This window comes from Solwaraspora sp. WMMD937 (assembly GCF_029581175.1).
GTDB lineage: Bacteria > Actinomycetota > Actinomycetes > Mycobacteriales > Micromonosporaceae > Micromonospora_E.
This window is the reverse complement of record NZ_CP120738.1, coordinates 2,960,133-2,972,878: the sequence shown is the minus strand read 5'-3', so window position 1 is coordinate 2,972,878 and position 12,746 is coordinate 2,960,133. Positions and strand designations below refer to the sequence as shown.

10 protein-coding genes are annotated in these 12,746 nt (G+C 71.3%); all 10 read right to left on the bottom strand.

The genetic code is table 11. The features are described 5' to 3' along the window. Nucleotides 1-29: 29 nt before the first annotated feature. Nucleotides 30-1,340: a hypothetical protein gene (locus O7621_RS13070; RefSeq protein ID WP_282234202.1), complete on the bottom strand. Its 1,311-nt coding sequence runs from the start codon at nucleotides 1,338-1,340 to the stop codon at nucleotides 30-32. Beyond that, nucleotides 1,337-2,239 (bottom strand): sulfotransferase domain-containing protein, encoded by a 903-nt coding sequence (locus O7621_RS13065; protein WP_282234201.1) that lies wholly within the window; start codon nucleotides 2,237-2,239, stop codon nucleotides 1,337-1,339. Before O7621_RS13065 ends, O7621_RS13070 begins: the two co-directional genes overlap by 4 nt. A 7-nt stretch (nucleotides 2,240-2,246) precedes the next feature. Further along, nucleotides 2,247-3,746 (bottom strand): lipopolysaccharide biosynthesis protein, encoded by a 1,500-nt coding sequence (locus O7621_RS13060; RefSeq protein WP_282234200.1) that lies wholly within the window; start codon nucleotides 3,744-3,746, stop codon nucleotides 2,247-2,249. Beyond that, nucleotides 3,743-4,987, bottom strand: coding sequence for an O-antigen ligase family protein (locus tag O7621_RS13055; RefSeq protein ID WP_282234578.1), 1,245 nt, complete (start codon nucleotides 4,985-4,987; stop codon nucleotides 3,743-3,745). Before O7621_RS13055 ends, O7621_RS13060 begins: the two co-directional genes overlap by 4 nt. 46 nt (nucleotides 4,988-5,033) lie before the next feature. Further along, nucleotides 5,034-6,758, bottom strand: a complete 1,725-nt coding sequence (locus tag O7621_RS13050; RefSeq protein WP_282234199.1) for a lipopolysaccharide biosynthesis protein — start codon at nucleotides 6,756-6,758, stop codon at nucleotides 5,034-5,036. Then, nucleotides 6,751-7,299 carry an acyltransferase gene (locus tag O7621_RS13045; protein WP_282234198.1) on the bottom strand — a complete coding sequence of 183 codons (549 nt, stop codon included), beginning with the start codon at nucleotides 7,297-7,299 and terminating at the stop codon, nucleotides 6,751-6,753. The genes O7621_RS13050 and O7621_RS13045 overlap by 8 nt, the downstream gene beginning before the upstream one ends. A 111-nt stretch (nucleotides 7,300-7,410) precedes the next feature. Next, entirely contained in the window at nucleotides 7,411-9,348 is a 1,938-nt protein-coding gene (locus O7621_RS13040; protein WP_282234577.1) for a hypothetical protein, read from the bottom strand. Between the two features lie 181 nt (nucleotides 9,349-9,529). After that, complete coding sequence (locus O7621_RS13035; protein WP_282234197.1) at nucleotides 9,530-11,257, bottom strand: glycosyl hydrolase; 1,728 nt, start codon at nucleotides 11,255-11,257, stop codon at nucleotides 9,530-9,532. A 122-nt stretch (nucleotides 11,258-11,379) separates the two neighbouring features. Further along, nucleotides 11,380-12,009, bottom strand: a complete 630-nt coding sequence (gene rdgB, locus O7621_RS13030) for an RdgB/HAM1 family non-canonical purine NTP pyrophosphatase (protein WP_282234196.1) — start codon at nucleotides 12,007-12,009, stop codon at nucleotides 11,380-11,382. Then, the gene (gene rph, locus O7621_RS13025; protein WP_282234195.1) at nucleotides 12,006-12,734 is read right to left on the bottom strand and encodes a ribonuclease PH; all 729 of its coding nucleotides are present in this window, start codon (nucleotides 12,732-12,734) and stop codon (nucleotides 12,006-12,008) included. The genes rdgB and rph overlap by 4 nt, the downstream gene beginning before the upstream one ends. Nucleotides 12,735-12,746: the final 12 nt, after the last annotated feature.

Sequence of the window (12,746 nt, the reverse complement as noted above, 5' to 3'; positions counted from 1 at the left end):
TCAATATATGAGACGATCCACGGCGACTGTCAGTCGGCACCCCGCTGCTCGATCACGTCCAGCAGCGCCGGGTGCAGCGCCGGATTCCAACCGGCGCCGCCAGCCGCCAGCCGCCAGGTCCGTAGCCACATCTCAATCAGGTAACTCTGGACGATCAGCCGCCGCCGCTCGGCGTCCACACCCAACGCTGGGGCCAGCCGGTGCAGTTGGGCGTCCACAGCAGCCGCCGCGCTCGCCGCCGGAGCCCCGTCGAGCACCAGCTTGCGCTGGAAGGCATCGTGCGCCAGGTCAAAGCCGACCGGTACCTCGGGGCCACTGTGCTCCCAGTCCCAGGCGACCAGCCGGCCGGCGTACCGGCCGAGATTCCACGGCACCCAGTCGCCGTGCCAGTGACCGAACTCGACCCGCACCTGCTCGAACCGCTCGGCCAGCCGTTCCACCGCCGCTGCCAGCCGGCGTCCGGCCAGCGGGTCGGCGGCGCCGGCGGCAGGCCCGCCGGCCGCCGCCGTACCGTCGGGGTCACTCGCGGCCGCAGCGGCCGACCGCCGCAGCCGGTCCAGGAATGCCGAGCCGGCCAGCGGCTGCGGCGCGGCCGGCGCACCACCCCGCCGGGCGACCGCCAGCACCGCCGCGACCTGCGGCGGCTCGCCCACCCCGACCCCCCGCACGTCGGCGGGCAGCGGCTCGACGACGGTGACCGCCTGACCGGACCACTCGCCGGCGGCCAGCAACCTCGGCACCACCGGATGGTCGCCCACCCCAGCGACCGGCGCCACCGCCGCCAGCGCGGCGGCCTCGGCACGGACCAGCTCCCGGGTGGCGTCGTTCCAACCGATCTTGGCGTAGCCGCGTGGCCGGCCAGCCGCGTCGAACAGCTGCACCGTCGGCTTGTGGTTCGGGTCCGGCGGACGGACCCCGATCGCCGCGTACCAGCGCGCCCCGCCGGAGTGCGCCGCCAGATGGTCGACCAGCGTCAACTGCCCGGCCGGCTCCGGTCCGGCCGACACGGTCAGCACCGCCGGCCGGGTCACCTGCAGCACCCCGGTCCGGGCCGCCAGACCGAGCAACGCCCGGGGCAGCCGCACCCGCAGCGGGCGCAGCGCGTTGTACGCCCAGACCGAGGCGGCGGTCACCCGACGCGGCCCCAACGGCAACAGGAACCGGGCCCGGGCCGGTGACGGCACCACCGCGTACCGGGCCAGCAGCCGGTCGGCCGGATCCAGCGCCGGCTGCGACGCCCCGGCCGGCAGCAGCGTCAGCCGGACCCGTTCGTCCGGGAAGACCGCCCGGGTCACCCAGCCGAGACCGTCGTCGCGGCGACGTGGGTCGGTGCCGGTCATCGCGGCGACCCGGCCCAGTCCAGCCGCAGCCCCAGCCGCTGGGCCAGCGCCTCGTTGTGCGGCTGGTAGTAGGCGGTCAGCTCGGCACGCAGCGCGTCGTCCATCGGCGCCGACCGGCGGTCGTTGTACACCTTGAACGTCGGCAGCTCATGCCCGGGCAGGCCGAGGAAATCGAGCGTACGCAGATAGGCCGACCGGGTGTCGCGGTAGAACTCCTCGCTGGTCAGGAAGAGGAACTGGGCGCGGTCGAACCGGTCCAGCCAGGGCTCGAGATGCTCCAGGTAGCGCCCACGCGCCCGGTAGGTGTACCAGTCGTACGGCTCGGAGAAACAGTTCGGATCGGCGATCAGCCGGTCGCGCTCACCGGCGGTCCGCTCCGGCTCGCTCGCCAACGCCTGCGGGAAGTCCAGCGGCTCCTTGCCCTCGGTCCGCCGCTCCTTCCAGTGCGAGTACGCCCGCTCGACCGGATCGCGCAGCAGCACGATCAGCCGTACCTGGGGCAGCAGTTGCTGGACCCGCTCGGCGGCCGTCGGGTGGAACATGTACAGCGGAGCGGCCTCGCCGGCGCGGACCGGGCCGCCGTACCGGGCGGTCAGCGCGGCGCGCTGACGCTCGGTGGGAAAGTGCGACCGGTACCACGCCTCCCCCCGCGACCAGTGCTCCTCGAAGTAGTGGGTGGCCTTGGTGTTCCAGGCCGGGAAGAGCCGCGGCACCAGCGGATGCTGGATCAGGTAGTTCCACAGCGAGGTGGTGCCGCCACGCTTGGTGCCGATGATCAGGAAGTCCGGCAGCGGACGACGGTGACTGGTACGTACTCCGTAGTGCACCATCGACTCGCGTACCCGGTCGGTCACCTGCGTCGGTACCGCCTGCTTGATGCGGTCCCTGATGGACGCCATGGCCTTCTCACCCACCTCTCTGTCTGACGCTGCGCCACACCCGGCGCCGCACACCCGGCAGCGCCGACATTACGATCACGACCGCGCCGACCAGAGCCAACGCGGTACCGAGGCCGGTTACGTCCCGGCCGGCCGCAGCGACCGCGACCACGCTGACCGCCCCGACGCCGGCCAACGTCGCCGCCGCCGCCACCGACACCGGACGGTCCACCAGTGGTTGCCCGACCACCAGCCGGGCGGCGGTCGCCGCGATCAGGTTCTCCAGCACGATCCCGGTGGCCCAGGCCACCGCCATGCCGAGCACCCCGTGCCGGGGCACCAGCCAGAACGCCAACGACACCGTCGCCGTCAGATTCACCAGCGTGGCCACCAGGTGCAGGCCGCTGTGGCCGCTCATCAGCAGCAACGTCTGCACGTTGCCGACCGCGATGTTCACCAGCATCGCGACGGCCAGCACCGTCATCGCCGTGGCACCGGCGGCGAACTCCGGTCCGAAGATGCTCAGGAAGCCCGGTGCGAAGACCGCCAGCAGCAGATAGACCGGCCAGGAGAGCACGATCGCCCAGCTGGTGGTCTGCCGGTGCACCGCTGCCGCCTCGGCCGGCCGGTCCGCGCCGAGCAGCCGGGACAACTGCGGCGCGACCGCGACCCGCAGCCCCTGCAGGGCGAGCTGCCCGGCCAGGATGTACCGACCGACCGCGCCGAAGATGCCCGCCTCGGCCTGCCCGGCCAGCGCGACAGCCAGCAGCACCCCGATCCACATGCTGCCCGCGTCGATCGCGGCCGAGCCGGCCCTCGGCAGCGCGAACCGCCAGAAGCCACGCCAGTCCGCCGACCCGGCCCGCAGTCGGGCGCCGCGCCCCAGACCGAGCGGGCCGGCGACCAGACCGGCGCAGACCAGCAGAGCGGCCAGCGCCGGCACCAGCCAGCCGGCCAACCCGAGCAGCACCGCGCCGCTGGCCAGCGCGGCGAGGCCGACCAGCACCGGCCGGCCGATCGGCAGCAGGAAGAACTGCACCGCCACGTAGCCGCCGATCGGTCGGACCCCGCGGACGGCCGCGAGCATCAGACCGGTGGCGACCAGCACCGGCAACCCGACCGCGCAGAGCTGAACCAGGCGTACGGTCTCCGTGCTCGCCCGGTCGAACAGGCCGTCCGCGAGCTGCGGGGCGACCAGCAGCCCGACGACGGCCGCCACGATGGCGAACACCAGCGGCGGCAGCAACGCCACCGGCAGCATCCGGGCGGCGTCCCCGCTGGCGCCGGTACGGCGCCGGGGCAACGCCCAGAGCAGTCCTGTCTCGGCCCCCAGGGTGCAGACCGCCGTGGCCACGGTGAGCAGTCCGACGGCGGCGAAGAACGCGCCCGCACCGGTTGGCCCGTAGCCGCGGGTGATGACCACCGCGAGGACGAAGCCGAACAGCCCGCTGACCGCCGCGCCGGCCAGTCCGATGGCACCGCTGCGGGCGCTGCGCCGGGTCTCCCGCTGATCGGTTTCGGCGGTCACCGTACGGCCCCGACCAGGCGCTGCGGAACTGGACGTCGACTGGGCGGGCGGCCCGGACGTTCCCGGTCGACGAGCACCAACGCCACCCCGGCGACGTAGAAGATCGCAGTCAGGTTCTGATTGACCAGGCCGTAGAAGGGCAGTTGGACCAGGCCGATCAGCGGCACGACGGAGAGCCACTGCGCGGCCGCCGTCCGGGCCGGCCAGCAGCGGAGCCCGACGATCACGAACCAACCGATGAAGCAGACCAACGCCGGAACACCGTGGCTGAACAGCACCGCCCACAGTTGACCCTGGGTGCCGATCGGCGCGTCGGCGGTGACCGTGTCGACCTGCACCGGTGCGCCGAAACCGAGCACCGGTGACCGCTGGACCCAGCGCAGCACCTCCAGGTAGAGCGACAGCCGGTCGGTGTTGGTGTCGCTGACACTCACCCGGCGCTCGATCAGCTCGCCGATCGGAATGAACAGGGTGACCAGCCCGCCGACGGCCACCACCCCGAGCATGGACGCCAACGCCTTGACGTTGCCCCGGGCCGCGGCCCGCAGGCCGAGCACGGCCAGCCCCACGCCGAGGCTGAGGAACATGCCCCGGTTGAGGGTCAGGAACGCTGGCGGCAGCGACAACGGCAGGGCGACCAGCAGGACCGTCCGGGCCGGACCCCGGGCACCGAGCAGCAGGCAGGCCACCACCGCCGGCAGGGTGATGGCAAACGTGCTGCCGAACGTGTTGGTGTAGGCGAACGGGGCTGCCGGCCGGAAGATCGGATCGGTCGAGCGGGCGCTGTACTCGGTCGTCTGTGCGTGCACCATGTCCCGGATGAACGGGTTGCCGGACAACCCACCCGGTAGCACCAGTTCGAACGGGGTGACCATGCCGAACCGGGGCATCAGCAGGCCGAACCAGCCGAGCAGCACCAGGGCGACGAAGAACGCGCACAGCGGGCCGAGCACCACCGTCAACGCGTCCCGCTCCCGCGCCATCGTGTACACGTAGCAGCAGACGACGATCGCGGTGACGTAGAACAACAACCGGAAGGTGAAGGTGAGCAGCGCGCCGACGTCGGCCAGTTGGGTGGCGCTGACCACCACGAGGGCCAGGAAGGCCAGCCAGAGCCCGGCGCCGGCGGGCAACGGGATCTGCCCCCGGACGAACATGACGATCAGCAGCAGCGCGCCGAGCACCGGCCAGCCGAAGTAGAACAGCCCGCTGAGCCACCAGACCGGCACCAGGCCGAACATCAGCCACAGCGGCCAGATCGGCAGCGCCGGGGGGTGCCGGGCCTGGTCAACCACGGCCGCTGCCGGTGAGCACGAAGCCGAGCGGCTCGGCCCCGGCGGCGCGTAACCGGTCGGTCAACCGACGCAGGTCGGCCAGCCGGGTACGGTCCCGCTCGACCACGACGATCGCGGTGCCGGCCCGTGCCTCCCGCACGCCACGCTCGTCCGACTCGGCCGGTGGGGCGTTGAACAGCACGATTTCCCCGTCGCGCGGTGCCTGGGCGTACAGGCCGATCCGGACCATGCCGGCCCCGACGGTGAGCGCGTCCGCCGGCAGCGTACGGACCGGGATGGTGGCCACCACCGGGCCGCCGTCACCGGCCGGGCGATCGCCGGTCGCCGACCGGTCCCCGCCCGACGGCTGGGACTGCCCGGTACCCGGGGTCGGCCGGGGCGACGGTCGCCGTGCGGGACCCGCCGGGGCGTCCGCGTTGTCGGTCACCCGGGGCAGGATCACCGTACGGTCCTGGTCGGCGTTGGGCAGGGAGAAGATCAGGGTGCTCTCCGGGTCGCCGCTGTCGCCGGAGCGCTGCTCCGCAGCACCCGGCGGGGTCGGTGCCGCACCACCCGGCGGGGTCGGTGCCCCACCGCCCGGCTGCGCCGGAACGAACGGCCCGGACGGCACCCGGCGCCGGTCGGCGAGCAGCGCGTCGCGCAGCGCGGTGACCCGGTGGCTGTCGTCGCCGATGTAGACGTCCCGCCCGTCGGCGGCGAGTGCGACGGCGAGGCTCGCGGTCATCGGGGTGGTGTCCTCCCGGTTGCGCGACGAGATCACCACCACCGGGGTACGGACCGCCTGGCGGAGCTGTTCGGCGATGGCCATGCCGACGTACCGGACGTCGGCATCGACGGTACGCGCGTCAACCCGCAACCCGCGGCGGCGTACGGTGCCCAGCAGCGGCAGCCCGGCGACCTCGCTGGCCTCCGCCTCGCTGCGGATTCGCCGGTCCACCGACTCCCGCAGGTAGGTCAGCAGCACCCCGAGCACCGCGCCGACCAGCAGACCGGCCGCCAGGTACAGGATCCCGGGCGGACCGTCGGTGGACAGCTGCTGCTGGGCACTTTGGGTGATCCAGCCGGGCGTGACGTCGATCGCGGCGATCTCGGTACGGGCCGCGTTGAGCTCGGTCAGCTGATTGCTCAGCGAGCCGAACTCGGCCAGCGCGGCGTCGGCTGCCGGGGTGCTGTTCGCGTTGGCGACCCGACTCTGCGCCGCGTCCTGCTGCTCGGCGACCTTGACAATGCTCTCGTCGTAGGAGGCCAGCATGTCGGTCCGCTGCCGCTCGTACATCTCCTGGCGGACCTGCAGGTAGGTGGCGGCCGCCAGGTTCACGGTGTCGACGGCGTCGTCGACCGTGCCGGTCGAGTAGGTGAACCGTAGGATCTGGCCGCCGGTGGGGACCTCGATCTCCAGCGCCCGGCGGACCTCCACGACGTCGGAGGACCGGGCCTCGGCGATCCGGGAGAGCACTTCGGTGCTGGCCGCGATGCCACTCTCGACGTTCATGTTGACCGAACGGTCGGCACCGGCCCCGGGATAGGTGAAGGCGTCGGTGACCACCGGCCGGACCGCGACGACCGCGGTGGCCGAGGCGGCGGGTGGGGCCACCACCAGGTAGCCGATCGCCAACAGCAGGCCGGTCGCGGCACCCGCGACGACCGTCATCCACCGCAGGCTCGGGATCCGCAGCAGGTCAGTGAGGGTCACGGTCCGGGCAGGCTGGTCACTCATCGAACTTCTTCACAATCTGCTGCGGATTGCCGACCACGACGACCCGGTCAGGTACGTCGACGCGAACCACCGTGCCGGCACCGACGACGCTGTCATGGCCGATCCGGACGCCCTTCATCACCAGGACGTGCGCCCCGATCCAGACGTTGTCCCCGACGACGATCGGTGCCCGGGTCGCCGGGCCGGGCGGTGCGTGCCGCAGCTGCGGCGGAAGATTGTGGAAGTCGTTGTCCATCAGTTCGCAGTCGGACAGCAGACAGCGGTCGCCGACCTCAACGCTGGTCCAACTGCCGATCCAGGTGGCGTTGAGCAGGCAGTCGGCACCGACGGTGACCTCACCCGTGCCGGCGAAGCGGACCAGCTTGTTGAGCCGGGTCCGGTCGCCGATCGTCACCCGTACCCCTCGGCGCAGCCGGATCCGGCCGCGGATCTCGACGTCCCGGCCGAGCCGCAGCCGGGGATAGCGCAGCTGGTAGTAGGTCCGTTTGACGGCGAACAACACCCGCAGCAACGCGCCGTGCCGACGTGTGCTCGACCCCACCGGTCCGCCTCCCCTGTGCAACGATGCCTCACCATACAAAATGGCCGGTGGGCCGGCAGCCTCGGTGCTGCCGCCGGCCCACCTCCGGTCACCGGGCGGTCTACCGCCAGGTCACTCGGCCGCGAAGAACATCGACCGGTTGGTCCAGTCGAGCGCCGGGTCGGGCTCGGCCAGCACGGTCACCGAGGCGCCAGCCACGGCTACGTCGGCGGTCGGATCGAACGGCACCGCTCGCAGCCGCCCGTCGGACGAGCCGAACACGATGCTGCCGGCCACCCAGGCCATGCCACGGACCGAACTCCAGGTGACGCCGTCGGTCGGCACGGTGAACTCGGTGGCGCCGAGATAGTTGCCGTCGAGTTCGAAGTACCGGTAGAACAGCTGGTTGTTGCCGCTGCCGGAGCGGGTGTAGTAGAGCCGGCCGTCCAGATAGAACGCCGCGTTCAGCGACAACGCGTCGAACCAGGAGTTGTAGCCCGAGCTCTCCCACGGACCGCCGACGCTGCTGCCGTTGAACATCGAGATGTCCAGCCGGCTGCCGGTCTCGGTGCCGGCGACCGGGCGGGCCCAGTAGATCCGGTCGTGCACCCGCCACACCGCGCCGGCGTTGGTCAGGTTCGGCTGGTTGGTGACGGTCGCCGTGCCGAGCGTTGCCCCGTCGAACGGCACCTTGGCCAGGTCGCCGTTGGCCGCCGCCAGGTAGAGGTAGCCGGTGCTGCCGGTCGGCGGGTTCCGCGGCACGATGGTCCGCCCGCCCGCGTCGGGGAACATCCCCAGCCGGCCGTGGTACTCGTTGCCCATGCCGTCGGAATTGTGGCCGAAGTAGAGGCCGTCGGAGCCGAACCAGAGCACCGGTACCGCGGAACCCCAGCTGCTGGCACCGGCCGGCAGCGCCGATCCGCCGCTGCGTCGCGGGTTCCAGTTGACCGGCATTCCGGTAGCCACCGTCACCGCACCGATACCGAGCCGGTCGACCGCGCCGTCGCCGGCGTTGTCGCTACGGTTCGGGTTGTTCAGCCAGCGGAAGTGCCCACCGGTGTACGCGATGCCGTCGCGGACCACCACCGAGGTGATGGTGTCGTTGCCGGTGAAGTTGAGCCAGGTGGCGTCGAGGTCGCTGCCCCGGGTGGCAGTCTCGTAGCGGGCCAGCGCGTCGCAGTACGCGGTCGGCCAGCCCGAGCCACCGTTGGTGCCGACGACGAAGTAGCTGCTGTCATCGCCGAAGCTGATGTCCTGCACGTAGTGGGTGAAGGTTCGCCAGGAGCAGTTCGGCGCGAACCGGTGGTTGCTGTCCCAGTCGACCAGGGTCGGGGTACCGGTCAGGTCGACCATCGCGATCTGCTCCCGGGTCAGGCCGTCGACCTCGCGGAAGTTGCCGCCGAAGACCAGCGTGTCGCCATCGGGCGCGACGTCGAGCGTCCACACGTACGGCGGCACGTCGTGCCGGCCGACCGCGATGTCGACCGCGAAGGTCGGATCGATCGCGCCGGTGTCCACGTCCAGCCGGGCGAGCCCGGCGTGCTGGGTGCCGTTGACCCAGTTGAACGCGCCACCGATGTAGAGCCAGTCGCCGCTGACCTCCATGTCGCGGACCACTCCGCCGTCGGAGCGGCCCTCCCAGGATGACACCGTGGCACCGGTCGTCGGGTCGAGGGCGACCAGATTGCGGCGGGCCTCTCCGTTGACGTTGCGGAAGACCCCGCCGACGATCAGCTCACCGGCCGGAGTGACCTCGAGGGTGTTCACCGCACCGTCCAGGTCGGGCTGGAAGCCGGCGACCAGCGCGCCGGTGGACCGCTGGTAGCCGAACAGGTACGGCCGGGCCTGCCAGGTCGCCGAGCTGGTCGGCCGGATCTCGGTGAAAGTGCCACCGACGAAGATCACGCCACCGATCTCGGCGAACGCTCGGGCCTCGCCGTTGCGGGCATGTGGAGTGTGGTCCGCCGGGTTGGTCGAGACCAGAGTGGCCGGAGCCGGGGTGGGGACGACGGCGGCGCCCGCAGCCGTCGCGTCAATGATCAGTGTCAGCACTACAGCGGTCGCGACCAGGGACGTTGCCCACACGCGACGGCCGCTGGACAGACGCCAGCCAGGCTGGGATTGGTTCACGCTTCCCTCCAGATGGGAAATTGTCTCAGACAGCGTGCGCCAACCCCAGCCGGGTCAGACATCCACCGATCGGACGGCGGCCGATCGGGTTTCTACCAGTTCTGCTGAGCGTCCTACCAGGTCAACTCCGGCCCGGCAGCGGCTGCCGGAAGTAGGAGTCCTTGCCGGCCTTGGTGAATCCGGCCAGTGCCGACGGGTTGTGGTTCATCGTCATGTTGCAGGTGGCTGAGGTGTTCGTCGATCCGGCGGAGTTGAAGTAGACCACCGCCTTGATCTTCGGATGCGCCTTGATCGCTGCCGGGAACTGCTCGAACCACCGCTGCTTCGCCGCTGGGTCGTCCGGGTGCAGGTTGCTGCCGAACTCGGCCAGCATCCGGGGTTTGCCCACGCCGATGCGGTGCTCGTCCAGCCACCGGTAGAAGCCACCGACCGTGGTGTGCGGGTCCTTCCAGGTCTTGCCACCGTTGCAGGCGTAGAAGTTGTACGGATCGTAGCCGACCCAGTCCACATAGGCATCGCCGGGATAGAGACCGGCGTACCGGTCGTAATGGCCCGACCAGCCCATCATCACCCACACCCAGACCGCGTTGTCCGCGCCAGCCTTCGCGAAGCGCTGGTGCACGTGCCGCCAGGCCCGCACGAAGTCGGCATCGCTGCCCTTGGCCGGCTCGTCCTCCGGCTCGTGGTCGAAGCCCATGAACACCGGCACCCCGGTCGCCTTGATCCGGCCGGCCACGTCGTCGATCACCGAGTCGTACCGGCCGCTGTAGACGTCCCGCCAGCTCAACGTGGTGCCGGAGGAGAAGATCCGGGACTCCCAGGCGAAGAACATCAACCGACCGCCGCGCATCTGCTCCTGCTCGAACTTGTCAGGGAACGCCCCGTTGCTGCCGGCATTCGAGAAGTCGTGATAGCGGTGCACGATGTCGAACTTGCGCCCGACCTGCGCCTCGACCTCGGCGACCGCGCCGGCGTGGTTCCAGCCCTTCGCGGCGCTGGTCGGCGAGTACATCCCCCACCAGGCACCGCAGGCGGGCACCAGCAGGTCCGACACCGAGCCGCAGCCGGCGCCGGGGGCCGGCGGACTGGCCGACGCGCTGGGCGCCACGGTCGGCGAAGCGGACGCCGACGCTGACGCCGACGGGGCCGCGGTGGTCGGCACCGGCGCGCTCGGCGGCGCGGACGGAGTCGGCGCCGCGGCCGGTGGCGGAGTGCTGGGCGCGTCGTCCGCCGCCGGTTCGTAGCTGATCACCAGCCGGGGCCGGATCGACTGGTCGCGGTATTCGACCGACGGCCAGTAGACGCGCTTGTTCAGTCCGGTCTGGCGCAGCGCGAACGTGTAGGTGCCGTTGCCTGCGACCTGCGCGGACACGTCCCACTCGTTGTAGCCCTTGCGGACCGTCGGCAGCGTCGCGAGTGCCCGGTCGACGGTCCGGGCGATCCCGTCCGCCCCGGCCAGCGACGGCCGCGGCTGACGGGCGTCCACTGCGGTCCGGTACGCGGTGACCTGCGCGTCCAGGTCCTGCCAGGAGTACAACTGCAGACGGACCCGCAGGTTACGGACGGACTCCGGCAGTTGGTCGACGGTGAACTCGACGATCGCGTCCCGGGCCCCCCGCGGGTTGCGTTCGCAGAGCGCGGGACAGGTGGCCAGGGTGGTCTTCGCCCCGTTGTCACCGTCCTGCGGCACGTCGGTGGCGGTGGTGTCCGCAGTGGCCGACACGGTGACCTCGTCGTCGGCGAGCAACGGCAGGGCGGTGACCACCATGCCGGCCAGCAGCGCGGCGCTCACGCCGCCGACGATGAGCCGGCGGCGGCCGGACCCGGTACGCGCGATGGCGTCGCTCAATCTGTGTCTACTCAAGAAAACAGCCCCCCTGTGGCATGAGCTTGCCGCGCGAGCCTAACGGGGGTGAGCTCAGATGTACGCCGCGTAACCAGAGATCTAAGCACTAATTAAATTTACCGGCGTCATCCGACGCTCTTCGCGACGACCTTCGCCATCAACCGGAATGCTTTGCCACGGTGGCTGATCGCGTCCTTCTCGGCCGGGCTGAGCTCGGCGTTGGTCCGTTCCTGGCCGTCGCCGAGAAAGATCGGGTCGTAACCGAAGCCACCGTCGCCGCGAGCGGCGCGCAACAGCCGGCCGGACTGGCGTCCTTCGACCAGGTGTTCCTTGCCGCCGGGCAGCACCAGGGCCGCAGCGCAGACGAACGACGCTGCCCGGTGTTCGTCCGGCACGTCGGCGAGCTGGGCCAGCACGAGATTCAGGTTGGCGAGGTCGGCACCGTGTCGGCCGGACCAGCGGGCACTGAACACTCCGGGCATCCCACCCAGCGCGTCAACAGCCAGACCGGAGTCGTCGGCGACCGTCGGCAGCCCGGTGTACCGGCAGCCTTCCCTGGCTTTGAGCAACGCGTTCTCGCCGAAGGTGAGACCGGACTCGGGCACCTCCGGGTAGGGCTCCAAGTCGGCCAGCCCGACCAGTTCGACCCGGTGGGCACCGAGCGAGGTGTCCAGGATCCGCTGCAGCTCGGTCAGCTTCTTGCCGTTGCGGGTGGCGAGCAGCAGCCGGGTACGCCCGGCCGGTGCCGCGCTCACCGGTCCAGCACCTTACGCTGCGCGGCGGTCAGCTCGGCGCAGCCGGCGACCGCCAGGTCGAGCATGGCGTCGAGCTGGTCCCGGCCGAACACCGCCGCCTCGCCGGTGCCCTGCACCTCGACGAAGTCCCCGTCGCCGGTGCAGACCACGTTCATGTCCACGTCGGCCGCGACGTCCTCCAGATAACACAGATCCAGCCGCGGCTCGCCGTCGATCACGCCGACGCTGACCGCCGCGATCGAGCGCCGCATCACCCGGTCCGGCTTGCCGCTGAGCGCCTTGCGGTCGGCCAGCCAGCTGACCGCGTCGTTCAACGCGACGTAACCGCCGGTGATCGCGGCGGTCCGGGTGCCACCGTCGGCCTGCAGCACGTCGCAGTCCAGCACGATCGAGTTCTCCCCGAGCGCCTTCAGGTCGACGGCGGCCCGCAGGCTGCGGCCGATCAGCCGGGAGATCTCGTGGGTCCGGCCGCCCAGCCGGCCCTTGACGCTCTCCCGGTCCGACCGGGTGGTGGTCGCCCGCGGCAGCATGGCGTACTCGGCCGTCACCCAGCCCAGTCCGGACCCTTTCCGCCAGCGGGGCACCCCCTCGGTGACGCTCGCGGTGCAGAGCACCTTGGTCTGCCCGAACTCGACCAGCACAGACCCTTCCGGGTGCAGGCTCCAGTTGCGGGTCAGGGTCACCGGTCGTAGCTGAGCGTGGGTGCGTCCGTCGGGTCGTGCCATGCGCAGAGCCTA

Excerpts from the sequence above, each read along its gene's own strand:
- O7621_RS13055 (WP_282234578.1), bottom strand. The coding sequence starts at position 4,987 with ATGTTCGGCCTGGTGCCGGTCTGGTGGCTCAGCGGGCTGTTCTACTTC.
- rph (WP_282234195.1), bottom strand. The coding sequence starts at position 12,734 with ATGGCACGACCCGACGGACGCACCCACGCTCAGCTACGACCGGTGACC.
- O7621_RS13065 (WP_282234201.1), bottom strand. The coding sequence starts at position 2,239 with ATGGCGTCCATCAGGGACCGCATCAAGCAGGCGGTACCGACGCAGGTG.
- O7621_RS13070 (WP_282234202.1), bottom strand. The coding sequence starts at position 1,340 with ATGACCGGCACCGACCCACGTCGCCGCGACGACGGTCTCGGCTGGGTG.
- O7621_RS13050 (WP_282234199.1), bottom strand. The coding sequence starts at position 6,758 with ATGAGTGACCAGCCTGCCCGGACCGTGACCCTCACTGACCTGCTGCGG.